This window comes from Acidobacteriota bacterium (assembly GCA_022340665.1).
Taxonomy (GTDB): domain Bacteria; phylum Acidobacteriota; class Thermoanaerobaculia; order Thermoanaerobaculales; family Sulfomarinibacteraceae; genus Sulfomarinibacter.
Genome location: JAJDNM010000062.1, coordinates 45,819 through 71,393, shown reverse-complemented (window position 1 = coordinate 71,393; position 25,575 = coordinate 45,819). Strand labels below are relative to the sequence as shown.

At 60.9% G+C, this 25,575-nt stretch carries 21 protein-coding genes, 1 tRNA gene and 1 pseudogene; 14 read left to right on the top strand and 9 right to left on the bottom strand.

What is annotated here, in order from left to right; translation table 11 throughout:
• The first annotated feature begins 43 nt into the window (after window positions 1-43).
• Both LJE93_08285 and LJE93_08280 read left to right on the top strand, forming a co-directional pair.
• The gene (locus LJE93_08285) at window positions 44-2,176 is read left to right on the top strand and encodes an STAS domain-containing protein (protein ID MCG6948893.1); all 2,133 of its coding nucleotides are present in this window, start codon (window positions 44-46) and stop codon (window positions 2,174-2,176) included.
• Window positions 2,173-3,246: a hypothetical protein gene (locus LJE93_08280; GenBank protein ID MCG6948892.1), complete on the top strand. Its 1,074-nt coding sequence runs from the start codon at window positions 2,173-2,175 to the stop codon at window positions 3,244-3,246. Before LJE93_08285 ends, LJE93_08280 begins: the two co-directional genes overlap by 4 nt.
• Window positions 3,247-3,282: 36 nt before the next feature.
• Here the strand turns inward: LJE93_08280 and LJE93_08275 are convergent, their stop codons facing one another.
• Entirely contained in the window at window positions 3,283-4,647 is a 1,365-nt protein-coding gene (locus tag LJE93_08275; protein ID MCG6948891.1) for a DEAD/DEAH box helicase, read from the bottom strand.
• Between the two features lie 150 nt (window positions 4,648-4,797).
• Here LJE93_08275 and LJE93_08270 point away from each other — a divergent pair, with 150 nt between their 5' ends.
• From LJE93_08270 to pth, 8 genes and pseudogenes are all read left to right on the top strand, one after another.
• Entirely contained in the window at window positions 4,798-6,702 is a 1,905-nt protein-coding gene (locus LJE93_08270; protein MCG6948890.1) for a tetratricopeptide repeat protein, read from the top strand.
• A complete protein-coding gene (locus LJE93_08265) occupies window positions 6,692-7,441 on the top strand; it encodes a hypothetical protein (protein MCG6948889.1) in 750 nt (249 codons plus the stop codon). The genes LJE93_08270 and LJE93_08265 overlap by 11 nt, the downstream gene beginning before the upstream one ends.
• Window positions 7,438-8,364 carry a 4-(cytidine 5'-diphospho)-2-C-methyl-D-erythritol kinase gene (ispE, locus tag LJE93_08260; protein ID MCG6948888.1) on the top strand — a complete coding sequence of 309 codons (927 nt, stop codon included), beginning with the start codon at window positions 7,438-7,440 and terminating at the stop codon, window positions 8,362-8,364. Before LJE93_08265 ends, ispE begins: the two co-directional genes overlap by 4 nt.
• Window positions 8,361-8,603 (top strand): annotated as a pseudogene (locus LJE93_08255) (SpoVG family protein). Before ispE ends, LJE93_08255 begins: the two are co-directional and overlap by 4 nt.
• Before the next feature lie 200 nt (window positions 8,604-8,803).
• Window positions 8,804-8,878, top strand: a tRNA-Gln gene (locus tag LJE93_08250).
• Between the two features lie 36 nt (window positions 8,879-8,914).
• Window positions 8,915-9,862 (top strand): ribose-phosphate pyrophosphokinase, encoded by a 948-nt coding sequence (locus tag LJE93_08245; GenBank protein MCG6948887.1) that lies wholly within the window; start codon window positions 8,915-8,917, stop codon window positions 9,860-9,862.
• A gap of 32 nt (window positions 9,863-9,894) precedes the next feature.
• A complete protein-coding gene (locus tag LJE93_08240; GenBank protein ID MCG6948886.1) occupies window positions 9,895-10,599 on the top strand; it encodes a 50S ribosomal protein L25 in 705 nt (234 codons plus the stop codon).
• A gap of 47 nt (window positions 10,600-10,646) precedes the next feature.
• Entirely contained in the window at window positions 10,647-11,213 is a 567-nt protein-coding gene (gene pth, locus LJE93_08235) for an aminoacyl-tRNA hydrolase (protein MCG6948885.1), read from the top strand.
• 120 nt (window positions 11,214-11,333) lie between these two features.
• Here pth and LJE93_08230 read toward each other — a convergent pair whose 3' ends face one another.
• The 4 genes from LJE93_08230 to LJE93_08215 form a co-directional block, all read right to left on the bottom strand.
• Window positions 11,334-12,224 (bottom strand): universal stress protein, encoded by an 891-nt coding sequence (locus LJE93_08230; protein ID MCG6948884.1) that lies wholly within the window; start codon window positions 12,222-12,224, stop codon window positions 11,334-11,336.
• Window positions 12,225-12,257: 33 nt separating this feature from the next.
• Window positions 12,258-13,583 (bottom strand): amidohydrolase family protein, encoded by a 1,326-nt coding sequence (locus LJE93_08225; protein ID MCG6948883.1) that lies wholly within the window; start codon window positions 13,581-13,583, stop codon window positions 12,258-12,260.
• Between the two features lie 215 nt (window positions 13,584-13,798).
• Complete coding sequence (locus LJE93_08220; protein ID MCG6948882.1) at window positions 13,799-14,200, bottom strand: RNA-binding S4 domain-containing protein; 402 nt, start codon at window positions 14,198-14,200, stop codon at window positions 13,799-13,801.
• A 151-nt stretch (window positions 14,201-14,351) separates the two neighbouring features.
• On the bottom strand, window positions 14,352-15,677 hold the full coding sequence (locus LJE93_08215) for a UDP-glucose/GDP-mannose dehydrogenase family protein (GenBank protein ID MCG6948881.1): 1,326 nt from the start codon (window positions 15,675-15,677) through the stop codon (window positions 14,352-14,354).
• 221 nt (window positions 15,678-15,898) lie between these two features.
• Here LJE93_08215 and LJE93_08210 point away from each other — a divergent pair, with 221 nt between their 5' ends.
• Both LJE93_08210 and LJE93_08205 read left to right on the top strand, forming a co-directional pair.
• Window positions 15,899-17,008 carry a DegT/DnrJ/EryC1/StrS family aminotransferase gene (locus LJE93_08210; protein MCG6948880.1) on the top strand — a complete coding sequence of 370 codons (1,110 nt, stop codon included), beginning with the start codon at window positions 15,899-15,901 and terminating at the stop codon, window positions 17,006-17,008.
• The gene (locus LJE93_08205) at window positions 17,008-18,177 is read left to right on the top strand and encodes a glycosyltransferase (protein ID MCG6948879.1); all 1,170 of its coding nucleotides are present in this window, start codon (window positions 17,008-17,010) and stop codon (window positions 18,175-18,177) included. Before LJE93_08210 ends, LJE93_08205 begins: the two co-directional genes overlap by 1 nt.
• A 140-nt stretch (window positions 18,178-18,317) precedes the next feature.
• Here the strand turns inward: LJE93_08205 and LJE93_08200 are convergent, their stop codons facing one another.
• Window positions 18,318-18,935: a threonylcarbamoyl-AMP synthase gene (locus LJE93_08200; protein MCG6948878.1), complete on the bottom strand. Its 618-nt coding sequence runs from the start codon at window positions 18,933-18,935 to the stop codon at window positions 18,318-18,320.
• Window positions 18,936-19,231: 296 nt separating this feature from the next.
• On the opposite strand from LJE93_08200, the gene LJE93_08195 reads away from it, so the two are divergent.
• On the top strand, window positions 19,232-20,155 hold the full coding sequence (locus LJE93_08195; GenBank protein MCG6948877.1) for an NAD(P)-binding domain-containing protein: 924 nt from the start codon (window positions 19,232-19,234) through the stop codon (window positions 20,153-20,155).
• A gap of 40 nt (window positions 20,156-20,195) precedes the next feature.
• The gene (locus tag LJE93_08190) at window positions 20,196-20,669 is read left to right on the top strand and encodes a hypothetical protein (GenBank protein MCG6948876.1); all 474 of its coding nucleotides are present in this window, start codon (window positions 20,196-20,198) and stop codon (window positions 20,667-20,669) included.
• Window position 20,670: 1 nt separating this feature from the next.
• Here LJE93_08190 and LJE93_08185 read toward each other — a convergent pair whose 3' ends face one another.
• Genes LJE93_08185 through LJE93_08175 form a run of 3 tightly spaced genes read right to left on the bottom strand, consistent with a single transcriptional unit; the run spans window position 20,671 to window position 25,575 of the window.
• Complete coding sequence (locus LJE93_08185) at window positions 20,671-22,941, bottom strand: carbohydrate binding family 9 domain-containing protein (GenBank protein MCG6948875.1); 2,271 nt, start codon at window positions 22,939-22,941, stop codon at window positions 20,671-20,673.
• Between the two features lie 46 nt (window positions 22,942-22,987).
• Window positions 22,988-24,373 carry an argininosuccinate lyase gene (argH, locus tag LJE93_08180; protein MCG6948874.1) on the bottom strand — a complete coding sequence of 462 codons (1,386 nt, stop codon included), beginning with the start codon at window positions 24,371-24,373 and terminating at the stop codon, window positions 22,988-22,990.
• Window positions 24,370-25,575, bottom strand: a complete 1,206-nt coding sequence (locus LJE93_08175) for an argininosuccinate synthase (protein MCG6948873.1) — start codon at window positions 25,573-25,575, stop codon at window positions 24,370-24,372. Before LJE93_08175 ends, argH begins: the two co-directional genes overlap by 4 nt.

Here is a 25,575-nt window from a genome sequence, read left to right as displayed (position 1 = left end):
AAGTGATGAGGGCGTCAGCTATGCTGGGGGCGAAGGAGAGGAGTTGGCTGGATCAGATTCGTTGCGCAGGTATCCGAAGCCGTTTACTCGGCCGTGGGAAATCGTGAGCGGTTATCGTGTGCGCCACATCCGTCCAGACCTCGTAGCCGGCGCGACGGTCGCCGTGCTCGCGATTCCGCAGTGCATCGCCTACGCATCGATTGCCGGTCTCCCCCCGACCTATGGACTGTATTCGGCGATGGTGGCGACCATAGCCGGTGCCCTGTGGGGTTCTTCGCGTCACCTTTCGACGGGTCCGACGAACGCAATCTCGATCCTTGTTCTCTCTATCCTTACTCCGCTGGCTGCAATCGGAAGTGCGGAATACCTGGTTGCGGCGAGTGTGATGGCGGTCATGGTAGGGGTCTTGTGCATCGTCCTGGGGTTCGTCGGTGTCGGGATGCTGGTCAACTTCGTATCTCGCTCGGTGCTGCTCGGCTTCACAGCCGGGGCGGGTGTACTGATTGCTGTTGGCCAACTCGGAAATCTCATGAACATCGATATTCCGAGGAGTCCCCACCTTCTTCATACAATTCTCAATCTGGCTCGGAATATCGACCAATTCCATCTCACGAGCCTGATACTGGGAGGCACGACGGTACTGGCGATCCTGGTGATAGAAGGGTTTTCGAGAAAGTTGCCCGGCGCCCTGATGGCCCTCATCGCCACCGGGGTTTTGGTAGCGGTTGTTGGCGTTGATCGGCTCGGTATCGCCGTCGTCGGCGAGGTCCCCAGCGAGATACCACATCTTACCGATTTCTCGATCGGATGGATCTTCGATCGCGACGTAGGTGGTGCCCTTCTCACGGGTGCGCTTGCGGTTGCCGCCCTCGGCCTGATTGAGGCAATTTCGATCGCGCGCGAGATTTCCCGGCAAAGTGGTGAACATCTCGACGCAAATCAGGAACTGGTCGGCCAGGGAATGGCCAACATCGCTGCCGGCCTGTTCAGTGGTTACGCGACCTCAGGCTCCTTCACACGTTCGGCGGTCAATTATCAGTCGGGCGCGAGGAGCCAGATGTCGAGCGTCTTTTGTGGTCTGTTGATTCTCGCAGGCGTGCTCGCCTTCGGTCCCCTTGCGGTTTATCTGCCGCGAGCCAGTCTTGCTGGAATGATCATGCTCATCGCGTACCGCATGGTCGATTTGCGAGGAGTACGTCGGGTGCTTCACAGCTCACGTCCGGAAACAGGGATCATGATGTCGACCTTCATGGCGACCTTGATCCTCCCACTCGAATTCGCGGTTCTCGCGGGCGTGATCCTGTCGTTGGCAATTTACATTTATCAATCGAGCATGCCGACAGTGGAGGCCGTCGTCCCGGACAGAAATTTCCATCATTTCATCGTGGATCCGGATGCTCCAGCTTGTCCGCAGCTCGGGGTCATCAGGGTTCAGGGATCGCTCTTCTTCGGTTCGGCGAGCTACGTGGAAGACGCCCTTTTGGCGAATCTCGAGTCACACCCGGGCCAGTGTCTGCTTCTCTTGCGCATGCATGGTGTCGATCGGTGTGACCTCGCGGGCATCGATGTGCTCGAGGGATTGCTCCGAACATACCGCGGGGCAGGTGGAGACCTCTACCTGGTCCACGTACAGCCCGAGGTCCGCGATTTCATGCGCCGCACGGGCTTCGAGCAGATCCTCGGGAGCGGTCATTTCCTCGAGTCCGATCACGCAATCGAGTTCCTCTTCAACGAGGCCATAGACTCCGCCGTCTGTTGCTACGAATGTGAACATCGGGTCTTCGCCGAATGTCAGCCCCTGACCAAACACCCATACGACCATCGTCTGCCGCCGTCCACCGGGCAGTTGCTCTTTCCGCTGCAGCACCTCAAGGTGGTGGAATTCGAGGATGCAGTGGCAGAGGCGGGGGACCGTGCAGTTCTGATCGATGTTCGAGAACCGGAAGAATACGCGTTCGGCCATCTCCCGAACTCACGTCTCATACCGTTGCGCGAGTTCGTCGACGAGATCGGTGATCTGCCGCGGGATCGGCCTATCTTTCTGGTCAGTAGATCCGGTCGACGTTCGACCCGGGCGATGCGGTTGCTGGCCGAGCACGGGTTCGAAGAAATCATCAATCTGAAGGGCGGCGTGCTCAGCTGGCGAGCGCGTGGGCGCCCCCTGGAGGTCGAGTGAAAAAGGCAGTTGGAGTTGTCTCGAAGGGTCTGGTGATGTCGGCAATCCTCGGTGCCTCGATCTCGATCTGTGCTTCGGCTGCGAAGTCGGAAAAAAGTCCTCCGATGGGAATTCTCGCAGCGTCAACGGGCAACCAGGTGACCCTCGTCGATCCGGCCACTGGAAACTCGATCGGAATTCCCTCGGGTCCGGTGGCGTGGCTCTTTCCGGCGCCCGGTGGAGTGCTCTTCGCCCCGGATCTCGTCAATTCGAAGACCACCGTCATCGATCTTCGGAGTCTGACAGTCCAGGAATTGATCTCTGGCGTCACGATGCCCCACTTCGGCCGGCTGTCCGACAGATATCTGGTGCTTTCGGACCAGTTGTTGGTGATGAGCTATCCAGAACGCGCTCTCATCAATCGGTTCGAAATCCCGTTCGAACGCCCCTGGCAGGTAGCTGTAGTGGCGGACAACACCGTGCTGTTTGTCCTTGAGCGGTCGCCGAAAGGTGATGGTGATGCGAGTCTGGCTGCGGTCAACCTGAGTGAGGGGCGCCTCGTGTTCAGGCGCCCTCTGGGCGGAGATGTTCGGCGTTTTGCGCTCTCGTTTTCGCTCGGCCTGATGTCACTCGCGGCCGCCGATACCCGAAGTGTTCTGTTGGTGGATCCCGCGAGTCTGACTCCGATAGACGCATTCCCGACCGAAGGGACGCCGATTGATGTGGTCTTCGCAGCAGGAGGGTCGACTCTGTTGACTGCCGTCCAACGGAACGACGGTGGCGGCGAGATCTTGATCTGGGAGCTCAAACGAGACAAGAAAAAGGGTTTGCAACGAAAGAAAGAATGGACCGTCCCGCTGGAAATGGCACCGGCCAGACTCGTGACATCTCCGGACGAGCGCCACGTTGCAGCGGTTCTGAAGGACGCGCAGTTGCAGGTCGTGGACCTGAAAGGCCGAGTCCCGGTGATGTCAGTGGGTCTCTCCGAGATGCCGCGCGACGTTGTGTGGTGCAACCCGTGGACTGAAGGCCCGCTGGTGCCCGACTGGTCCGACGACGACGCACCATCGCTTGGTCTCGGGGGAAATTGATCCGTTAGGGTGGGTATGTTGACGGTCAGACGCGGGCTAGTCATTCGATCCTGACGGGTCGCCTTTTCCGCCTCCCGACCCACGTCGCGGTCGTCTACGGCGCCGCCGTTTGCGCGCCTTCGATGTTTTTTCGCCTTGAGTGGAACGGTCAGTTCTGGTGCGTGCCGATCGCCCGCGATGAGGTTCGCGCGACGGGGGCCGCCGATCCCGGGGGCGGACCTCGGCGTAGAGTTCGTCATCGGCGAAGTCCGTCGGGAGCTCGTAACCGACGTATCGCTGAATCGCATCGAGCGAGTAGACATAGTCTTCACACGCGAGAGTTATGGCCTTGCCCTCCGCCCCGACCCGCGCTGTCCGGCCGATGCGATGGACGTAGTCCTCCGGGTCCTGGGGCAGGTCGTAATTGATGACGTGACTGACGCCTTCGATGTGGAGGCCCCGGCTGGCGACGTCGGTGGCGACGAGAATCGGCAGCTTGCCGTCGCGAAACTCGTCGAGAACACGCAGTCGTTTGGTTTGAACGACATTGCCGGTCAGGCCGCGGGCCGAATAGCCGTGGCGCCGGAGATCATCCACCAACCGCTTGGCCTGGTGTTTGGTGTTGACGAAGATCATGGTTCTCGAGCTGCCCTCTCGTTCGAGAAGGCCGAGCAGGAGGGAGAGCTTCTCCCGCGTGGCAACGTGGTAGAGTGCCTGGTGGATCGAATCCGGGGTGAGCTGTTCGGCGCTCACCACGACCTCCGCCGGGTCGTTCATCTGCCTCCAACCGAGTGTCATCACCCGCTGCGACAGCGTGGCCGTGAACATCAGTGACTGCCGTTTCTGGGGATGGGGCATGCGGCGGAGGAGCCAGCGGAGATCGTCGGCAAATCCCATGTCGAAGAGGCGATCGCATTCATCGATCACCACCATCTCGCTCTGTTTCAGCGAGTACGATCCCTTTTTGTGATAGTCGATGAGGCGTCCGGGGGTGCCGATCAACAGATCCGTCCCGCGTTCGAGGATTTCGCGCTGCTTCCGATAATCGAGCCCACCGAACACCACATGGGTTCGTATGCCTGCGTGGTGGCCCAGGCCCTCGGAGTCATGCGCGATCTGCACGGCCAATTCTCGCGTCGGTGCGACGATCAGTGCTCGCGGGACCTCGGGCGGAGAACTCCTCGGAACGCGGAGAAAATGGGTGAAAACGGTCAGCAGGTAAGCGGCGGTCTTGCCGGATCCGGTTTGCGCCTGCGCGACGATGTCGCGGCCGGCGAGAGACATCGGCAACACCTCGGCTTGCACCTTCGTGAGATGCGTGAAGCCGAGATCGTCGACGGCTCTGCGAATATCTACCGGCAGATCTATGTCGTCGAATGTGCGGTCGGTGAACAGCGATCCCAGTGGGTCGGATTCGGTCATCGGCCGGGATTCTAGCAGACGGGCTCGGAGAGACCACGGAATCGTCACAAGACCGGGAACAATACAGGGTAAACTCGTGATTGCATGCATAGAACGATGTGTTTGGCTGTCGGTAACCAAGGTCACCCGGCAGCCTCAACGAGGGTGAGAATGCCGAAGAATTGCCTGACAGCGGCGGCGATCCTGTTGGTCGCCATGATGACAACCGGCCAAGAGTTGCCGGTGAACGATGCTCAAGCTCTGCCGAGGGGGCTCGAGCAGTATCTCGAGGCCCGCGTCTTGGAGGCGAACGGACGATTCCGGGAGGCGATGGATGCTTACGACAGGGCCGTCATTGCCGCACCCGATGTGACTGAGATTCGCCTGGCATACGCCAGTTTTCTGGTCGATATCGGGATGGCCAAAAGAGCCGTCGATGTCCTCGCCGAGTTGTCCGATCCGAGCCCTGAGGGCCTCCGTTTGCGAGCGTTGGCGATGGCTCATCTGGCGTCGCGCAACCCTGAGCTACTGGGTCCGACCGAGGTGGCCCTCACGGCTGCGATCGAAAGCAACCCGGGTGATGTAAACCTCCTCTATTCCCAGGCAAAAGTATTGCAGGGGCTCGATCGACCCGCCGAGGCCGAACAAGTCGTGGCCGACCTCCGACGCGACCGGCCAGGAAACCCGCGCCTGACAATTCTGCATGCCGAGTTGCTCCGCGAGACCGGCAAACTCGAGCAGGCTCTCGAGCTCTATGATTCGTGCGCCGGCGGAGGGCCCATGGGCCCGACTTGCCAACAGGGTTTGGTTGACGTCCTGGTCGAGCTCGGACGGCCGGGAGAAGCCGGCGAGCGGATGCTCGGCTGGCTGGAGGACATCGACCTCGATTCGTTGATGCGGGCAGCCGTTCTTCTGTGGGAAGGCGGCCGGTTGGAGCTGAGCCTTGAGACCGTTCAACGCGTACTCGTGCGGGCTCCGGATTCGGCACGGGCACAGAGGCTGGAAGCACATCTTCTGTCGTCTCTCGGCCGGCATGACGAATCGGTTTCCCGGCTACGACGCCTGCTGAAGAAAGAGCCGAATGACCTCGATTCGATGCTCGCGATGGCGTGGTCTCTGAGTCGCACCGGCAAGCAGGAAAAGGCGCGCGAATGGTTGGAGCAGGCGTGGCGGCAAGTCGGCAGGAATCCCGGCTCTCAGGAAGCGGTGCGTACCGTTTTGACCGCGGCGCGGATTGAGCTGTTGGCAGAAAACCCGCTGGTGGCACGAGAGTGGCTCGACCGCGTCGACGATGCGGAAAGCGCCGGAGTCGATTACGTGCGTCTGCTGGCGGAGACCTTTCGTCGCAGCGAGCAGTGGGGCGACGGGGTTTCCTCGATGGTGCGTCTGCAGCCCTCGCTTTCTGGCACGGCTCAGGTCGAAGCGGAGGCAATCGAAGCCGAGTTCCGTCTCAGGCTGGGTGACCCGAGAGCGTGGCGGCGGCTGCGACCGTTGCTCGACGACGACAGCGTTGAAACTGTACTGGCAGGATTGCGGGCCCTGCAGACGGTAGAACGCTGGGAGGAGGTCGATCGTGAATCGGCAGCGGCCATCGATCGGCTCGGGAGCGATCGAAATCTCGCGTTCACCCGCGCCGCCGCGCTGGAGCGTTTGGGTCTGGTCGAGGAGTCGACGGAACTCTTCCGTCGGTTGGTCGAGTCCGAGCCAAATGACGCCGACGCGGCCAACTATTTGGGATATATGCTGGCAGACCGCGAGATTCACCTCGAGGAGGCGTACGCCCTGATTTCACGCGCAGTCGCCATCGATCCTGAAAACTCCGCCTACCTCGACAGTCTGGGCTGGGTCCATTTCCGAATGGGCGATCTCGACCAGGCCGAGCACTGGCTACGTCGGGCAGTCGACCTCGGGGGCGGTTTCGGCGACGGGACCATCTTCTGTCACCTCGGCGAGGTGCTACTGGCGAGTGGCGACGCGGACCAGGGTCGTCATTACCTCCAACTCGGCCTCGATATGGGCTGTGATGATCCTGACCATGCGCGCTCTTTGCTCGAGCGAATCGAGAATGAAGAGTAAGTGGATCGGTTCGGCGGCGACTGGCACCGGTGCGGTGCTCATAGTCGCTGCGATCCTGCTTCTGATCTCCGCTCTGAGCGGTTGCGCGACGACGGCTTCCAGGGCTCCAGCGATTGAACCCGAAGAGGCAATCGACCACCTTGGCCAACCGTTAGAGGCAGATCCGGCCATCCTCTATCGTCTCCGGGTCGCCTCTTCGAGCAATCTTCGGTTGGCGCTCCTGACAAGCGGTGACGCCGGACGGATCACGGTTTCCGAGCCTTTCGGCTCGGCGGTGTCCCTCACTTCGTGGTCCGGCGTGAATCCGCCCATGTTCTTTGATCTTCGCGAGGGCTGTCAGATCGAGATCTCCGGCCTTGCACAGGTGCTCGGGGTGGCCGCAATGCCGCTACCGCAGGCTGCTCGCCTTCTCGCCGGGAAACTGCCGGCCGCGGAGGAAGACCACATCGTGCCACTCGACGACGGACGCATTTTGATCGAAGGTCAGGGCTGGAAAGCGCGAGTCACGGTAGAACCGGATCCGTGGCGGGTCGTGTCGGTGGAGGAGGCGGGGAACGCGGGTAAGGGCTGGCGCATACGGCTTGGTGACCATAGTCTGTCGGTGCCCGGAAAAGTGCGCGTGAAGAGAGAAGATGGCCGATGGGCGGAGCTCGATTTGATCCGCCTCGAGTGGAACACCGGCAAGGAGCTGCCGACTCTTCCCACGCTCCCGCGCTGTGTGGTCGAAACCGACCGATGATCTTGTCATTGCCTGCCCAGGCGAAGATCAGCCTGGATTTGAGGGTTTTGGGCAGGCGAAAAGACGGGTACCACGAGGTCAGGATTCTGCAGCAGACGATCGACCTCACGGACGAGGTGCGGGCGGAGCCTTCTCCTGTCGGAGACCTGCGTCTCGAGGTGCAGCCGCGAGGAGTCGTGCCATCGGGTCGCGAAAACCTCGTGATTCGGGCGGCAAATGCCCTTCGCATGCTCTCGGGGGTCGTCGAGGGGGCGAGGCTGACGCTGGTGAAAGACATTCCTGTTGGTGCTGGCCTCGGCGGTGGTTCGTCGGATGCCGCGGCGACGCTCCTTCTTCTCGATGAGCTCTGGAATCTCCAGCTCGAAAAGGATGAACTCGAGCGGCTTGCAGCAGGGCTCGGCTCGGACGTCCCCTTCTTTCTCACTGGTGGTTTGGCGTTGGCGACTGGGCGTGGGGAACTCGTCCAGCCGTTGCCGGATCTTCAGGAATTCGGAGTCGTCCTGTGCAGCCCGCGGTTCGAGGTGTCGACAGCCGACGCTTACAGGTGTTATTCGGCCCTTTCCAGGTTGACCTCGACGAGGTCGAAAGATACGGTGGATACCTTCGTGGCGGTATCGAAAGGGAATGCCGTCGCGGCGCTGCCATGGCACGATCTCGAAAACGATCTCGAACCGGCAGTGTTTGAAAAATGGCCGGATGTGGGGCGAGCAGTGACCGCTCTGCGAACCACCTCGCCGCTGCATGCCGGGATGACAGGATCTGGCGCTTCCGCGTGTGCCGTTTACCCCGATGTCACGACAGCACGGCGCGCGGCCAGCGGAATTGATGAACATTGGAAGGTTCGCGTGGCAGCGACTACACGTCGCACGCGGGCACGCCAGGTGGCGGAAAAGACCGAAGGAGAGCGAGAGGAGTTTGTATGAAGGTGACCGAGGTGCGCGTCAGCCCGGCAAAGGGCGGGAAAGTCCGCGCGTTTGCCAGCGTTGTGTTCGACGACAGCTTCATCGTCAACGATCTACGGGTCATTGAAGGGCGTGAAGGACAGGTCTTCGTGACGATGCCGGCGAGAAAGACGCGGAATGGGCAGATGCGTGACATCGCCCATCCGTTGAACAGCGAAATCCGTGAGCACATCGAGAAGCGGGTTCTCGAAGAGTACGAGACGGCTCGTCGGAGCCGGGTGGTCGGTGACAGAGACCAGAAGGGGTCGGACGGCAAGGATGCCAAGATATCGGCCCTCGATCGCCTTTCGGCGAGACTGTTCAACGAGGAGTTCTGGACGAGCGATGCGCCGGCGGCCAACGCCGACAAAGAGTAAGGCCGACAAGGAGCAGGGCTAAATCCTGTATACTCTGCGGCGCTTGGGGCGTCGGCAAGTGGTAAGCCACCGGTCTTTGGATCCGGCATTCGCAGGTTCGAATCCTGCCGCCCCAGCCACATGATGGGGAAGAGATCGAGGGAGTCGAACGGCACATGCTTGGGGAAACACCGCTGCTCGTTTTCTCCGGTCGCGCAAACCCGGCGCTGACCGAGTCGATTTGTGGATATCTACAGATCGAGATAGGAAGGATTCGCCTCGGGAACTTCTCGGATGGGGAGTTGTACTGCCAGATCGAGGAGAATGCCCGCGGCGCGGATGTCTTCATTGTCCAGCCGACCGGTCCCCCGCCAAACGAAAACCTGATGGAACTGTTGATCATGCTCGACGCATTTCGTCGCGCATCGCCGGCGCGGGTCTGCGTCGTCATACCCTACATGGGATACGCCCGTCAGGATCGGAAGGATGCGCCGCGGGTCCCCATCACTGCGAAGCTGATCGCGAACCTGATCACTACCGCTGGTGCAGACCGGGTGTTGACGATCGATCTTCATGCGGCTCAGATCCAGGGCTTCTTCGATATACCCGTCGATCACCTCTACGCGGCGCCGGTTCTGATCGAGGCGATTCGCCGCAAGGCGCTCGACAAACCGATGTTGGTGTCGCCCGACGCGGGCGGTGTCGAAAGGGCTCGTGCCTTCGCCAAGCGATTGAAGGTCGATCTCGCAATCATGGATAAGCGCCGACCGGAGGCCAACCGGGCCGAGATCATGAATGTCATCGGGAACGTCGAAGGATGCGATTGTGTGATCGTCGACGACATCATCGACACCGCAGGGACCCTGGTGCACTCCGCCGAGGCGTTGATCGAACGTGGCGCACGGTCAGTTTATGCCACCGGAGTCCACCCGGTGTTTTCAGGCCCGGCAATCGACCGGTTGAATGCATCTGCAATCGAAAAGGTTGTGGTGACCGATACTATTGCCCTCAACGAGAAGGCGAGGATGAGCCAAAAGGTGGAGCAGCTGTCCCTGGCAGTGCTTCTCGGAGAGGCGATCCGTCGAATTCACGAGGGGGCATCGGTCTCGAGCCTTTTCGTCTGAATACAACATACAGAATCAAGGGAGTTACGTTCATGGCAACACAGACCCCAGAAATTACGATTACGGTGGAAGCTCGGGAGGGCCGCGGCAGCGGAGAAGCCGGTAGGATGCGCAATCAGGGCAGAGTGCCTTCCGTGCTTTACGGAGGTGACAAGCCTCCGGTGGCGATCTCGGTTGACGAGCACGCGGTGCGCGAAATACTCAAGGGCGCTGCGGGCGAAAACACGATCTTTTTGCTCAAGCTCCAGGGTACGGATGAGGAGCGCTTGGCGATGATCAAGGAGCTTCAGACTGATCCCATCAGCGGTCAGTTCATCCACATCGATTTCATCCGTATCACCCGCGGTCACAAGCTGACGGTGAAAATGCCGGTGGAGCTTATCGGCGATTGTGTCGGAGTCCGCCACGGTGGCCGGGTCGACTTTGTGTCACGCGAACTCGAAATCGAAATCCTCCCTCGCGAGATGTTCGACAAGTTTGTTCTCGATATCTCGGAGCTCGAGGTCGATGAACATATGACAGTGGCGGATCTTGCTGATCAGCTGCCCGAGAACGCGAAGTTCCTCGAGGACGAAGGCCGCGTCGTGGTTGTCGTCGAAACTCCGAGAGTCGTCGAGGAAGAGGTCCCCGAAGAAGAGGCACTCGAGGAAGAGGCCGTCATTTCCGAGGCCGCCGAGCCGGAGGTCATCGGCAAGGGCAAGGACGAGGGCGAAGAAGGGGGCGAGGGAGGCGAATAGGCCCAGCCTGGGCTCGCCCGCAAGCGGGCGCGCCTCCCTCTTTGCTCATGGACATTGAACTGGTGGTCGGGCTCGGGAACCCCGGGGAGAATTACGCCTCCACGCGCCACAACGTGGGATTCCAGGTTCTGCAGGAATTACTGCGGCGCCATAACGGTGTCGACTGGCTCGAGCGGGCGTCGTGCGAGCTATCGGTGATCAGACCCGCTCGCCTCGTGGCGCTGGCCCGCCCCCAGACGTACATGAATCGTTCTGGCGAGGCGGCTGGATGGTTGCTCGAAGAGTTCGAACTGTCGCCCGAACAGATGCTGGTGGTGGTCGATGATATCGACCTGCCGCTGGCGCAGCTGCGGATTCGCCCGTCGGGCGGCCCCGGTACGCACAACGGCCTCCGGGATCTGTGTCGCGAGATCGGAACCGGTTTCCCACGCCTGAGAGTCGGGGTCCAGGGTGAAGAATTGTCCGGCGATCTGGCGGACTACGTGACGTCACCATTCTCCCCGGATGAGGTCGACCTCGCGAAGTCCGCGGTCAGCCGCGCGGCGGATGCCGTGCAGGTGGCCCTGCAGAACGGTGTCGAGGCGGCGATGAATATTTACAACCGTCCGCCTTGACGACTGACTGTAGCGTCGGAGTGTTGTAGGGGCGGCATACATGCCGCCCTCCTTGTACGACCCAACGGACTTCAATGAACAAGGGCGGGATATATCCCGCCCCTACGGGGACTGACCTGATCAAGCGGAGGGCACCGCCAGAAGAGGTACCTGGCAACGCCTGAGGACCGATTCCGCAACCGAACCAAGCATGACCTGCTCGAATCCCGAGAGGCCGCGCGTCGCCATGATCACGAGATCAAACTTGGCCGGGTCGGCGGAGTCAACAATTGTCGATGCGGCCCGTCCGACTTCGACAACCACGCGGGCTCCACAATCCCCGAGGAGATCGTCTACAGCAGCAGAAAGTGCTGTCTCCGAGCGTTCCACCAAACGCTCCATGAGATCGTCAGACAACACGTCGACAGAGTAGAACTCGGGATAGACCACCGGTTCGACGACGTGGAGAAGAGTCAGGTCGGCACCCATCGCCTGTGCCCACACTGCCGCGTGTCGTACGGCGTTGGCTGACGCCTCCGAAAAGTCGTGCGGAACCAAGATGCTTGGTTTCTGTCCGAGCTCGATATCGGCGTCGGCGCGGACGGTGAGAACGGGTACGGCCGCGGTCCTCACGACCCGCTCGGCAACCGAACCCAACAGAAAGTGGGATAGTCCGCGTCTTCCGTGTGTTCCGACAACGATCAGATCGTTGCCGAGATTCGATGCGGTTTCCACGATCACCTCTGCCGGGGCGAGACCCCGAACCATGTGCGGGCGAATCTCGAGACCTGGTTGATCTTCTGCGCTGTTCTCGAGGTCTCGCTGCCGCGCATCGTCTCCCTGTGCGACGAGTTCCTCAAGCCGGTGTCTGTGGGTGTCTTCGAGGTGGGGGTCATCGAGGAGGACGACAACGTGGAGCAGATGGTACTCCGCCTCGAAAATCCGAGAGAGCGATCGGGCGAACTGGCTGGCTCGGTCCGCGGCTTCCGAAAAATCGGTGGCTGAGAGGATGGATCTGGGTATATCGGTCATCACTCCCTCCTTCAATTCTTTGTTCGATCCATGCTAGCTCGGTCGAACGGTCTCAGAAAACTCCCGGACTTGGGCCTCGATTCGCTCCCGGTCAAGAGTCTTCAGCTCACGGTTCCGCACCAGGATCTTGCCACGGACGAGTACGTGACGAACGTCAGACGCACGGGCGGCGAAGACCACGTGCGAAAACGGATCGTACATTGGAGCCGTGTGGGGCCCGTCGATTGACAGACAGATGAGATCAGCGTCGTGGCCTTCGACCAGAGTGCCGATCCGTTTGTCGAGCCCGAGCACTCTGGCGCCGTTGACGGTGACCACTTCGAGCATCTGTCTGGCGGGCAGAACCGTCGGATCTCCGGAGACGCCTTTGTGCAAAAGGGCAGCGAGCTGCATGTCCCGCAACAGATCGAGGGTGTTGTTGGAGGCGGCGCCATCGGTGCCCAAACCGAGCTTCACTCCGCCGTCCAGCAGGGCCGGCACCGGCGAGACACCCGAGGCGAGCTTGAGATTGCTGACCGGATTGTGCGACACGCCTGCCTCGAACTCGGCAAGCAGCTCGATGTCTTGTGGAGACACGTGAACGCAATGGGCTGCCACGGTGCGCTCCGACAACACACCGAGGTCTGCGAGGTATGCGACTGGTGACAGGCCCTTCTCTTCGAGCAGCTTTTCCACCTCCCACGCGGTCTCTGAGAGATGTATCTGCATCGGAACCTCGTACCCTTCGGCCAGCTCGGTTTCCGCGACCAGATCCGCCGCTTGCACGGAATACGGTGCGTGGGCCGCGACCGACGGAGTGATGAGAGGGTGGTCTTCGTACGCCTCGAGAAGGTCGCGTTGTTTGGCGAGCATCTCTTCGGAGGTCGCGCATCGGGGCGTGGCGAATCCGATCAGGGATTCGGCGACTACTGCCCGCATGCCGGCTGCAGCCAGCACCTCGCTCACCTCGTCAGCGAAGAAGTACATGTCGGTCGTGGTCGTGATGCCACCCAATAATTGCTCGGCCGCGGCCAACTCGGTGCCGAGGCGGACGGTCTCGCGATTTATGTGTTCTTTCTCGGCCGGCCAGATATGGCCTTCAAGCCACTGCATAAGGGGCAGGTCATCGGCGATACCTCGGAGAAGCGTCATTGCGAGGTGCGAGTGAGTGTTGACCAGGCCGGGGAGCACCAGACAATTTCCAGCGTTGAGGACATCGCCTGGCTGCCCGACCTCGAGCAGTTCCTCGGCCGGCCCAACTGCGGCAATCCGCCCGTCAGCCACCGCCACAGCGCCGTTCTTGATTGGCTCGGTGTCCGGTTCCATCGTCAGCACCGTGCCGCCAACCACCAACATGTCCCAATTGGCCTCTCCGCTCATCCAGACCTCCAGTGATCTGTACGATCAGCACCCCGATTGGGTCCGGCTATTCTACCGCGGCCGCCTGCTCCTCCGCGGGCAGCACGGCTCTTCGGCTCGACGGCTAATCGGCTCATCGGTGCGGCCGCATCGCCGGTGGGGACCTCAAGGCCCCTGAAATCGTGTCAGGTCGAAATGTCGATACGCCGATCCGCCGTCTGGCCGCACTGCCCTGTCTACTCCCACTCCTCCTTCAGCCGACGGAGGTCGCGGCGCTCCCTCTTTTTGGGCGCCCCGGCACCTCGTACCCTCCGTGGCGGTGTCGAGAGCCTCTGCATCTTGCGCAACTCGATCTCTTCCGGACTGGGAGGCGGCGTGTGGTCGATGTAGAGATCACGCGCGCGAGCCTTTGATACGTTGGTCGACTCGAGCTCCACGACTTCGATGATGCGGCGCCGGCCGCCGGGTAGTTTGATCCGTATCGTATCGCCCGGCCTCACCGCACGGTGCGGTTTGCCGTGATCACCGTTGACCTCGATCCGGCCGCGTTTACACGCGGTCTGGGCCTGCGAGCGAGTCTTGAAAAGACATGCCACGTCGAGCCAGATATCGAGCCGGACGGAGTCGTCAGATGTCACGCCGCCTAGTTTCGCGGTCGCCGGCCGTCAGGTCAACCCGCGAGGAGCGACCCACTGACCAAGAGTGACCAGTAACCAGTATCCAGTGACCAGTATCTAGCGTTGCCTGGAGTCGGGGTGGGGGGGGAATTCAAAATCGGGAATTCAAAATTCACTGCGGAAGATTCTCCGCTGCGCGGCCGACCGAGGAGTACCGGAAACCCTGATCCTTCATCCGTTGGGGGTCGTAGAGGTTACGGAGATCGACCACCACAGGCTGCTTCAGCAGGGAGCGGACCCGCTCCATGTCGAGCGAGCGGAACTGGTTCCATTCGGTGACGATGATCATCGCGTCGGCGCCTTCCGCGGTATTGTAGGAGTCGTCACAGTACTCGACGCTCTCGGGTAGCAGCATCTTCGCGTTTTCCATCGCGACGGGGTCGAATGCCTTGACCTTGGCTCCTCCCTCGATCAGGGCGGTCACCAGGGGAATCGATGAGGACTCGCGCATGTCGTCGGTCTCGGGCTTGAAGCTGAGGCCGAGCACGGCGACCGTCTTGCCTTCGAGATCGTCCCCGATGGCCTCGCGTACGCGTTCGATCGATCGTTCCTTGATGCGCTCGTTGACCGAGATGACCGTGTCAACGATTTCGAACGGACGCCCGGCTTTGTGGGCGATCTCCGACATCGCCTGGGTGTCCTTGGGAAAGCAGGAGCCTCCATAACCGGGCCCAGGATGGAGGAACTTGGGACCGATGCGCTTGTCGAGTCCCATTCCCTTGGATACGTGGTGCACATCCGCACCAAGCCGATCGCAAAGTTCAGCAACCTCGTTGATGAATGTGATCTTGGTTGCGAGGAACGCGTTCGAGGCGTATTTGATGAGCTCGGAAGACTCCACATTGGTAATTACGAACGGGGTTTCGATCAGGTATAGGGGAGAATAGATGTCCTTCATGATTGCTACTGCCTGCGCGTCGCGCGCACCGATCACGACTCGGTCTGGACGCATGAAGTCGGCGATGGCCGAACCTTCACGCAGGAACTCCGGGTTGGACACAACCGAGAACGGGTGAGCGCCGTTTCCGCGCTCGGTGATGATCTTCTCGATCAATTGCCCGGTGCCGATCGGCACCGTGGACTTGGTGACCACGACCTTGTAGCCGTTCAGATTGTCGGCGATTTCCTCTGCGACCTGTACCACGTAAGAGAGGTCGGCGGAGCCGTCCTCTTTTGGCGGTGTGCCGACCGCAATGAAAATCGCGAGAGCATTCTGGATAGCCGGTGCGAGGTCGGTCGAGAAATGGAGACGGCCCCCCCTGGCATTTTTCTCGACCAGAGCGTCGAGCCCCGGCTCGTAGATCGGGATCTCGCCGGCGAGGAGCATCGCGATCTTGTCCTCGTCGTTGTCGACGCAGGTGACATTGATGCCGAAGTCTGCGAGACACGCGCCCGTAACGAGTCCGACGTACCCAGTACCAACGACACAGATGTGCATTGAGACTCCTTTTTCGCGACAAGAAGACAAGAAGTCGCATATTCATGTTAACAAAAGATGAATTTCGAGCTCGGAATTCGGAATCCCGATTGCCGCCCGCTCTGCTTGACGGTGCCACGTTTGTGAAGTGGGTTGTCTGCATACCCATTTCCTTATTCCTCATTCCTAATTCCCGATGCACGAGGTACCCTGTCATCGGTTCCTGCCCGAGGAGGAAAGTCATGGCCGTGCCTTTGCTCGATCTGACACGACAGTACAAACCCCTGCGCGAGGAATTCCGCCAGGCGATCGACCGGGTGTGTGAATCGCAGCGTTTCATCCTCGGCGACGAAGTCCAGGCATTCGAAACCGAAGCGGCCGCGGCGCTCGAGGTCGCCCACACCGTTGGTGTCGCGTCGGGCACAGATGCCCTCCTCGTTGCGCTGATGGCGCTCGGCATCGGTCGAGGCGACGAGGTCGTGCTGCCGACCTTCACCTTCTTCGCCACTGCCGGCGTGGTGGCCCGCCTCGGCGCGACGCCGGTCTTCGTTGACGTGGATCCGGTCGATTACTGCATGGACCCGCGGGACCTCCGAGCGAGGATCGGAGATCGCACCCGGGCGATCATCCCGGTGCACCTGTTCGGCCAGGCGGCGGCGATGGATCAGATCGTCGAAGTCGCCGGTGACGTGCCGGTCCTGGAGGACTGTGCCCAGGCTTGGGGAGCGAGCTTCGATGGCAAACAGGTTGGCTCGATCGGCGTGATGGGCGCCTTTTCGTTTTTTCCCTCGAAGAACATCGGGTGTTTCGGTGACGGCGGGCTGGTGACGACGGCGCATTCCGAGCTCGAGAGGATCGTTCGGGAACTCCGGGTGCACGGCCAGTCGGGCCCGTATCAGCACCCGGCTGTCGGTGGCAACTTCCGGCTCGATGCCCTTCAGGCAGCAGTTCTCAGGGTCAAGATGCCTCATGTTGGCGGTTGGGTGGATGGACGGCGAGCGAATGCGGAGTTTTACCGGCATCTGTTTTCAAACACCGGCCTCGATCAGATCGTTCGCCTACCGCAGGCGATCGACGGTCGGGGCCACACCTTCAATCAGTACGTGATCAGGGCCCCACGTCGAGACGAGCTGCGCGCTTTTCTCGCCGAACTGGGAATCGGTGCAGCCGTTTACTATCCACTGCCGCTCCATCTCCAGCCCTGCTTCGAGTTCCTCGGTTACGGCGAGGGAGATTTCCCTGTGGCCGAACAGGCGAGCCGCGAGGTGTTGGCATTGCCGATCTTCCCGGAGCTGATGGAAGAAGAACAAGAGCAGGTCGTGCGAGCGATCGAGGAGTTCTACGCGAACTGATGCGGGTATTGTTGGTTGCCAGCCGGAGCCCGGTGCCAGCGTGGCGCGGCAACCAGGCGCGTACGGTCGAATGGCTCGAAGCGCTTGCCGGGCACGACCTTGCGCTGGTTTGCCCGGGCACTAGTGAGCCGTTCCAGGTACCCGCGAGGGTCACCTGGATGCCGCACAGCCTGAGCCCGGCCGCCAGGAGCTTGGGCCTGGCCAGGGCCGCAATCGCCGGCCACCCGTTGCAGGAAGGGCTCTATGACTCGGGCGCGGCGCGAAGGGTCGTGCGCAGAGGGCTGGGAGACTTCAGGCCAGAGGTTGTGATTGTTCAGATGGTGCGCTGCGGCTGGGCCGCGGATCTCGTCCGCCAGTTCTCACCGCATATCCCCCTGATCTTCGACGCCATCGATGCGATGGGGCTTCATTTCGAACGCGCGGCCAGATCGGTAGGGCCGACTCTCTCGTTCGCCTACCGATCAGAAGCTCTGCGTTGCCGGCTGCGCGAGCGGGAGATCGCCGAAAAGGCAACAATCACGGCGGCTGTTTCAGAAAGGGATCTCGCCTTCCTTTCGGTCCCGGGGGGACGGGCGTGCGTGATTCCGGTCTCGGGACGCGAGATGACTGCAGGTGTTTCACAGCCCGGCGCACCGGTCGTGCTGTTGTCCGGGAATCTCGGCTATCGGCCTACGATTCGAGGGGCGCTTTGGTTCGCTAAAGAAATCTGGCCGCATCTGCGTATAGCCGTGCCCGGGGCACGATGGGTGTTGGCAGGGGCCCGGCCAAGTCGGGCAGTGCGACGGCTTGGAAAATTGGCTGGGGTTGAAGTACACGCCGATGTGCCGGACCTGGAGCCGTTCTTGGCGGGTGCGCGGGTAGCGATAGCACCGATGAATTCTGGCTCCGGAGTGCCGATGAAGGTGCTCGAGGCGATGGCGGCCGGAGTTGCAACGGTTGTCCACCCGTGGGCGGCAAATGGTCTTGTCGATGAGGCGCGTGAAGCCGTGGTCCAGGCCGATGATGCCGATCAGTGGGTCGAGAGGATCAAACAGCTGCTGAGCGATCCATCCGCGGCGCAGGAGATCGGCCACCGTGGAAGGTCACTGTGGGATCGGTTTTATCACCCAGCTCGCGTTGCAGAACAGATCCGGAATGCGGTGGAAGAAGCGGTGGGCGCAGCGAATTGAGAATCGGGAGTCAGCAATTCGGATTCCCCCGCCGCTGAGCCCGCCCGGTGCTCGGATCTATACGGGAGGGCGAGCGGCATTCCTAATTCCTGCATACGTACCCATCGTAAGGACGCATCGCTCGAAGCAGCTGGATGAGCTCAGAACAGCTCGAGGGTTTCGACGTCTCCCTTGCCTTCGCGGAGCAGGACCGGTTGGCTTCCGGACAGGTCGACCACGGTTGACGGCACGGGGAGAAGGATCCCGCCATCGATAACCATGTCGACGTCGTCGCCGAGAGCAGCGTCGATCTCCTCAGGGTCATTGACGAAATCCTGTTCGGGACTTCGAATCGAAGAGCTGAGCAATGGCTCGCCGAGTTCGTCGAGTAACGCCAGGACAATTGGGTTGTCAGGCATCCTTATGCCGATCGTGCGCCGTTTGCGGAGCATGACTTTGGGCACTTCAGGGCTGGCTTGAAAGATGAACGTGTACGGCCCGGGCAGCACCCGTTTCATGAGGCGGAAGGCCGGATTCGAGACGCCTCGAGCGTAGCGGCCGACCATTGTCATGTCGCTCACCAAGATAGACAATGGTTTCTTCGGATCCATGTCCTTGAGCGTGTATATCCGTTGGATCGCCTCCGGGTGGGTGATGCCGCACGCCATGCCGTACACCGTGTCTGTCGGCATGACAACGACGCCACCTTCACGCAGCACCTGTGCTGCGCGAGCGAGCAACCACGGTTCCGGTTCGGTGGGGTCGATTTCCAGAATCATCTCAAGCCCAACGTGTATACCTGCAGCCGATCGCCGCGTCAACTGACGACCCCCCGCTCCCGCCCGATGCTGGATACTGGATACTCGATCCACCCATCCACCCGGCTTCGCCCGTTTGGCTTCGCCATGGCAAGCCCTTGACAAATCCGTAAGACGAAGCCATCACTAGTTGCATCCAACATCCAACATCCAACATCCAACATCCAAGATCCAAGATCCTCCGTCCGGCGTCCCGAGCTTCTTCACGTATGTCCGGGGAAGCGTAGAATGTCGCTGATTCGAAAAGGAGGCACTGCATGAGTGAAAGCGGACTCAGGAAGATTGGCGTGATCGGCATTGGCACCATGGGCAACGGTATTGCCCAGGTGGTTGCCCAGAACGGTTTCGATGTCGTTGTGATGGATGTTGACGCGGACGTGCTCGAGCGCGGGCTCGAGGCGATATCCAGGAGTCTCGACCGGTTGGTCAAGGCGTTCGAGAAGTCAGGGGGCGAAAAGGGAATCACCGGCGAAGCCAAGGACGAGGCGCTCGGCCGGCTGACGACCACCAGTGCCATCGAAGATCTATTGGGCTGCGATCTCATCATCGAGGCAGTGCCCGAGCGTCCCGAACTCAAGGAAAAGATCAACCGCGATCTGGCTGCAAAGAGTTACGACAAAATCCTCGTTTCCAACACCTCCGGGATCAGCATCACCCGACTCGGAGCGGCCTATGGGAAGCCGGACCTCTTCATGGGTATGCACTTCATGAACCCGGTGCCGATGCAGCAGGGTGTCGAGATCATTCGTGGTCTCGCCACGTCCGACCAGACCTATGAAACAGTGGTCGCGCTCTGTCACGACCTGGGGAAGATCGAGATCCCGGCCGAAGACAAGGCCGGATTTGCCATCAACCGGATGTTCGTTCCTTTCGTCAATGAAGCCATTCGCGTGGTCGAGGAGGGGATCGCGGCGGTCGATGACGTCGACAAATGTACCTACTGTCTCGGTCACAAAATGGGGCCGCTGATGACTGCAGACTATGTGGGCCTCGACACCATGCTCTTTATCTGCGAGGTGATCGAGGATGAGTTCGGCAGCTTCTACAAACCAAGTCCCCTACTCAAGCGGCTGGTCGAGTCCGGGCAGCTCGGTGCAAAGACCGGTTCCGGATTCTATCTCTGGGAGAAATTCAAGCCCGTTGGGGTCAACCCGGACGTGGCGAGGTATCGTATTAAGTAGGCGGGCGAGCGCGATCCCATAGTCCGCAGTGGGGGCGGCCATGGCAAGAAAATACGATGACGATGATTGGGACGACCTCGAGGATCTCGAGGAGCAGGAACCAGGAGTACTGAGCACAACCAGAATTCTGGTGGGTTTGCTGGTGGTCGTCATTCTCGCAATAGCTGTGGCTCGATTGGTCCTGTGGCAGCGACCTGAGTTCTCAGAGGTGACCCCGCGTCTTCACGGCCTGTGGACGACCTCGCACCCCGATTTCAACGATCAATACTACGAGTTCCGGAAGGACACCGTCACCATCGGGACCGGTGGCACCGGAGTCGTCAAGTACGAGGTCGATGGGATGGACACGCACGAGGTCGGAGATCTCGACCAATACACCATTTTTTACCACGACCTGGCGGGCAAACAGCACGTGCTCGATCTCCTTCTCGATGAGTCCGGCGAAATCATGCGCTTCACCGACAGCGCGGACGCGTATTGGACTCGCTTCAGGCTCCAGGAGGGCTCACAATAGGTCACAACACCCAGGCGTAGCCAATCTTGGCGAAAATCGTGCGATCCACCTGCGTGAGGCCGTAATCCTGGTTGGCGACCGAGTTGTCCGAGTAACCGAGGAAAAAAACGGTGCGCGGGTTCAGCTTGTAGGAAAAAAGCAGCTGGGAAAAGAGCCATCGTGTCTTCGGGTCGCGGTCATCGGAGTAGAGGCCGGTGTTGAACTCATCGTCCACGTACTGGAGGATGGCGCGCGCGAAACAACGGGCGTTGAACTGCCAAGAGGCGTAGAGCTTGGCGATGGAGGTGGTGTAGAGCCACCCTTCGTCAACGTCCATTCGCTCCCAGACATAGGAGGGTTCGACGGAGAGATGCCTTCCGAAGCGATAGGAGAGACCGAGGTTCAGGTTGAGGAAATCGCCAAGCCGCGTGTTGGCATAATCGACCTTCCCGCCTCCCTCGAGGTTCAGGTAGGCATGGCTGTGGCGGTTGGGGTTGCCGCAGACGTGGAGCCGAAGACGGCTGACGTCGAACTCCTTCCCACCGAATCCCTCTCGTGCCCTGCTCGGTCGGATGACGGAGTGTGATTGATACGGTCCTTCGATGGTGAACTGGACGACATCCTCGTGGAAGAGGAGGAAACCGGTCTGGTCGACGGTGTCCTCGACCTTGGCCTTGATGTCCATTCGTGAGTACCAGCTCGTGTCGGTCGCGTTCCACTGGTAGCCGAGGCCGACCTCGCGGTGCTGGTGATCCACCCGTGGCATGAATCCGAGGTCGGCCCGGAAATCTGTGCCGACGTCTTGGAACGCTGCCCACCACTCCCAGGTGCGGGTCTCGTGGACGTAAACGACTTCGGCGGTCCAGTCGTCGAGGGTGCCCTCCGGTTGGTCGAACTCTTCCACCACCGAATCCGGGTATCGGGTACTCGAACGCAGGAGCTGAAGCCAGACGCGGTCCTTCGCCGTCAGGCGGAGGTCGCCATCGATGCCGACGACGCGGTTGAGATAATCCGTCCCATCGCGGTTGGTGAATATGCCGCCGAGGGTGAACCGGTTCCCCACATCGTACTTGTAGCGCAACACTGTCGCCGTGTTCGGTTGTTCGAGGACGGTGAAATCCGAGCTTTCGCTGCCGGGCATGATCAGATTGGTGATCTCGTCTTCGACCACGTAGGCGCCGACCGTGTGTGATCCTTCTTTACCGGTCAGTTTCAAGCCCCACTCTGGATCGCGCATCACTCGGGTGTAGACGACGTCCATCGAGGTATCGAAGAAATCGGCGCCCTCCATGAAGAATGGACGCAGCTCGGGGAAGAAGATCGCGAATGGGCGGTTGACGGTGAGCTGCAACGCGTCGGCTTCGACCTGCGAAAAATCCGGATTGATCGTCCCGCTCAGCGTGAGGTTCGGCGTCACGCCCCAGCGCGCGGTGAGGCCGAGGTCGATCTCTGTATCTCCCGTGTCCATCGGACCATCCGGGATTTCCTCCCGTTCGTCGGTGCGGAAAGTGGTCAAGGTCGGGTCGATCTCGATGTTGCGCCCGGGAGAGACGCCGGCAAAGCCCTCGATCTTCAGCGCCTGACAGAGATAGCAGTTGTTGCTCCGGTCGCGCGGAAAGGCGCCCATCTGGTGGGATACATTTCGGGGGTAGCCACGAATCGCGTCGAAACCCCAGACCTGAGGTCCCGTGCTGCGCTGGAATCGAAGGGTGGAGAAAGGGATCTCGATTTCGGCTGACCAGCCCCAGTCCGTGATCGTGGCAGCCGATTTCCAGATTCCGTCCCACGGCGTTCCGCCGGTCGATTCGACCTCGATGACGTCCATTTGTACGCCGAACGGATTCACCACGAAGAGATAGTCGCGGCGTTCGTCGTTGAATGTGTCGAGGACGACTCCGACCCAGTCGTCGCTCCACGCCTCGTCGCGATCCGAGAGGTGCGCGCGAATCGCACCCGGATCTGGATCGTGCGCTCGAAAACCCACGTAGATGCGGTTGGCATCGTGCATCACGAGGACTTCCGTCTGGGCGAGCGCCGGCGTATTTTCTCCGGGACTGACTTCATAGTCCAGAGGCATCGTCCACGCCCTCTCCCACAACGCCTCGTCGAGTACGCCGTCGACCTCGATCCGGGACTCGACCCGTGGAATCTGGCCTGGAGTCTGTGACCCATCCAAGCTCTCGTTCCGCGAATCGGCTAAAGAAACGACTGGGGGGAAAAGGGTGAGCAGAAGGACAACAGCTGGTCGACACATGCCCAATTTACGGAAAGCGTCCTTCGTCGGTTTCGACACTCTCGTAATTGTATGTGTTTTTGACTTTCTCAGTAGGAGAGCGAGGTCAGTCCCCGCCTTCCTGTGCGAGTAGATCTCGCAGGAGAGTGACCTGACGAGCGATTTCGGCCGAGGCTGTCCCTCCGAAGGACCTTCGACGCTCCGCAGCTGCCCGCGGATCGAGCCACTGGCTCAGATCGGTGGGGAAGTCGGGGTGGAATTGCTGGGCATTGCCACCGTTGAGGAGGGTGAGGTTCCCTCCCTCTTCTTCGCACCATTTCACGGCTCGCGCTACGGCGCCGTGTGCCTCCCGGAACGGAACCCCTCTTTCTACCAGGAGATCCGCGAGTTCGGTCGCAAGGCTGAAATCACCCCAAAGCTCGCTCTCGAATCGCGCAGACTTGATTTCCAGTGCCCGCCACATTGCAGCAAGCAGCCGGGTGGATGCCGTGGTCAGCAGTATCGTCTCGATCAGAGGTTTCCGCTCCGTTTGCAGATCACGGTTGTAGGCGAGCGGCATCGCCTTGGTGAGGGTCAAGAGGGCCTGCAGATGCCCGTAAACCACCCCGGATTCGCCCCGAATGAGTTCGGCGCCGTCGGGGTTGCGCTTCTGCGGCATGATGCTCGAGCTGGTTGTGTGTTGCTCGGCGAGGCGAACCAGGGCGAATTCGGCTGACGACCAGAGGACGAGCTCCTCGGCCATCCGTGACAGGTTCGACATGCAAATGGCGCACACCGAAACGGCCTCCTGCAGATGATCCTTTGCCGCCACAGCATCCATGGCGTTCTCTATTGGCCCGGAAAAGCCCAGCAGGCTGGCTGTACGATGACGGTCGATGGGGTGGGAAGTCCCGGCGAGGGCGCCCGAGCCGAGAGGACTTCGATTGATTCTGAGGGTTGCCTCGCGTATTCGCTCGAGATCTCGGCTCAACGCCCAGGCGTGCGCAAGCAGGTGGTGGCCGAGGAGAATGGGCTGTCCGCGCTGGAGATGCGTGTAGCCCGGAATGAGCACCTGGCCGTCTTTGACGGTGCGATCGAGGAGGACGGTGGCGAGACCGCTGACCGCAGATGCGAGATTTCCGAGCCGCCGTCTCATCCACAGCCGGACGTCCGTTGCCACCTGGTCGTTTCGTGAGCGGGCAGTGTGAAGCTTGCCCCCAACCTCACCAACAAGACCGGTGAGACGCGCCTCCACCGCCATGTGGATGTCCTCCTCCGATCCGTCGAGAGTCCAGGTTCCCTCCTGGAACTCTTCGAGGATCTGCCGGAGACCCTGAATCAAGGTTTCTGCCTCGCCCGGGGGTAGGATTCCTGCATCGCCCAGCATGGTCACGTGCGCAATCGACCCCTCGATGTCTTCCTCGGCGATCCATCGGTCGATCTCGAGCGACGAAGCGAAGGCGCGAAAAAGTCCGTCCTCCCCGCGGTCAAAAAGGTCTCGCAGGAGGCTCATTCGCCTTCCGAGATTCTCTTGCCCCCGAGTGTCCGCAAGCGCAGGGCGTTGAGCCGGATGAAACCGTTTGCGTCCGCCTGGTCATAGACCTCGTCTGCCTCGAAGGTTGCGACCGCTTCGTCATAAAGAGTGTGGGTCTCCGACCTGCGACCTTGCACCGTCACGCCACCCTTGAAGAGCTTGAGCCGGGCCTCACCGTTGACCCGCTCCTGAACAGTGTCCATGAACCGCTGCAGTGCCTCGCGTTCGGGGCTGAACCAGAGGCCGTTGTACACCATTTCGGCGTACCGGGGCACAAGCTCATCGCGCAGGTGCTGCACCTCGCGATCGAGGGTGATCGACTCGACCGCACGATGGGCATGGTGCAGAATTGTGCCCCCGGGGGTCTCGTACACGCCACGGCTCTTCATGCCGAGAAACCTGTTTTCGACGATGTCGACTCGTCCGACTCCGTGGCGGCCGCCGATCGTGTTGAGAGTTTCGAGCAGGGTGACCGGGTCCATCTTGCTCCCGTTGATCTCTTTCGGCACGCCCTTTTCGAAGCGGACCGTGACGATCTCCGCCTCGTCGGGTGCGATCTCCGGGTCAGTGGTCATACGAAACATGCCTTCCGGTGGACTCGCCCAGGGATCCTCGAGAACACCTCCCTCGTACGAGACGTGCATGAGGTTTGCGTCCATCGAATACGATGGTTTGGGGGCCGCAGGGATCGGTACTCCGTGCTCGTTGGCGTAGGCAACGAGGTCGGTGCGACCCTTCATGTCCCATTCCCGCCACGGTGCGATCACGCGGATCTCGGGTTGGAGCGCATAGGCCGACAGCTCGAATCGGACCTGATCGTTGCCCTTCCCGGTTGCGCCATGGGCAATCGCGTCGGCTCCGAAACGTTCGGCAGTCGTGACCAGTCCCCGAGCGAGAACCGGCCGGGCAAGGGCAGTACCGAGGAGGTAGTACCACTCATACACCGCATTCGCCTTGAGCGCAGGAAAGACGCACTCGGTAACGAGGGCTTCGCGCAGATCCTCGACGATCGCCTCCGAGGCGCCGGTCGCGAGTGCTGCCTCACGCACCTCGTCGAGATCCTCGTCGATCTGGCCGACGTTCCCGGTGTAGGAGATCACGTCGGCGTTGTAGGTCTGTTTGATCCAGTGCAGAATGATCGAAGTGTCGAGACCGCCGGAGTAGGCGAGGACAACTTTCAA

Excerpts from the sequence above, each read along its gene's own strand:
- LJE93_08275 (MCG6948891.1), bottom strand. The coding sequence starts at position 4,647 with ATGACCGAATCCGACCCACTGGGATCGCTGTTCACCGACCGCACATTC.
- LJE93_08270 (MCG6948890.1), top strand. The coding sequence starts at position 4,798 with ATGCCGAAGAATTGCCTGACAGCGGCGGCGATCCTGTTGGTCGCCATG.
- LJE93_08265 (MCG6948889.1), top strand. The coding sequence starts at position 6,692 with ATGAAGAGTAAGTGGATCGGTTCGGCGGCGACTGGCACCGGTGCGGTG.
- ispE (MCG6948888.1), top strand. The coding sequence starts at position 7,438 with ATGATCTTGTCATTGCCTGCCCAGGCGAAGATCAGCCTGGATTTGAGG.
- LJE93_08245 (MCG6948887.1), top strand. The coding sequence starts at position 8,915 with ATGCTTGGGGAAACACCGCTGCTCGTTTTCTCCGGTCGCGCAAACCCG.
- LJE93_08240 (MCG6948886.1), top strand. The coding sequence starts at position 9,895 with ATGGCAACACAGACCCCAGAAATTACGATTACGGTGGAAGCTCGGGAG.
- pth (MCG6948885.1), top strand. The coding sequence starts at position 10,647 with ATGGACATTGAACTGGTGGTCGGGCTCGGGAACCCCGGGGAGAATTAC.
- LJE93_08230 (MCG6948884.1), bottom strand. The coding sequence starts at position 12,224 with ATGACCGATATACCCAGATCCATCCTCTCAGCCACCGATTTTTCGGAA.
- LJE93_08225 (MCG6948883.1), bottom strand. The coding sequence starts at position 13,583 with ATGAGCGGAGAGGCCAATTGGGACATGTTGGTGGTTGGCGGCACGGTG.
- LJE93_08215 (MCG6948881.1), bottom strand. The coding sequence starts at position 15,677 with ATGCACATCTGTGTCGTTGGTACTGGGTACGTCGGACTCGTTACGGGC.
- LJE93_08210 (MCG6948880.1), top strand. The coding sequence starts at position 15,899 with ATGGCCGTGCCTTTGCTCGATCTGACACGACAGTACAAACCCCTGCGC.
- LJE93_08205 (MCG6948879.1), top strand. The coding sequence starts at position 17,008 with ATGCGGGTATTGTTGGTTGCCAGCCGGAGCCCGGTGCCAGCGTGGCGC.
- LJE93_08200 (MCG6948878.1), bottom strand. The coding sequence starts at position 18,935 with ATGATTCTGGAAATCGACCCCACCGAACCGGAACCGTGGTTGCTCGCT.
- LJE93_08195 (MCG6948877.1), top strand. The coding sequence starts at position 19,232 with ATGAGTGAAAGCGGACTCAGGAAGATTGGCGTGATCGGCATTGGCACC.
- LJE93_08190 (MCG6948876.1), top strand. The coding sequence starts at position 20,196 with ATGGCAAGAAAATACGATGACGATGATTGGGACGACCTCGAGGATCTC.
- argH (MCG6948874.1), bottom strand. The coding sequence starts at position 24,373 with ATGAGCCTCCTGCGAGACCTTTTTGACCGCGGGGAGGACGGACTTTTT.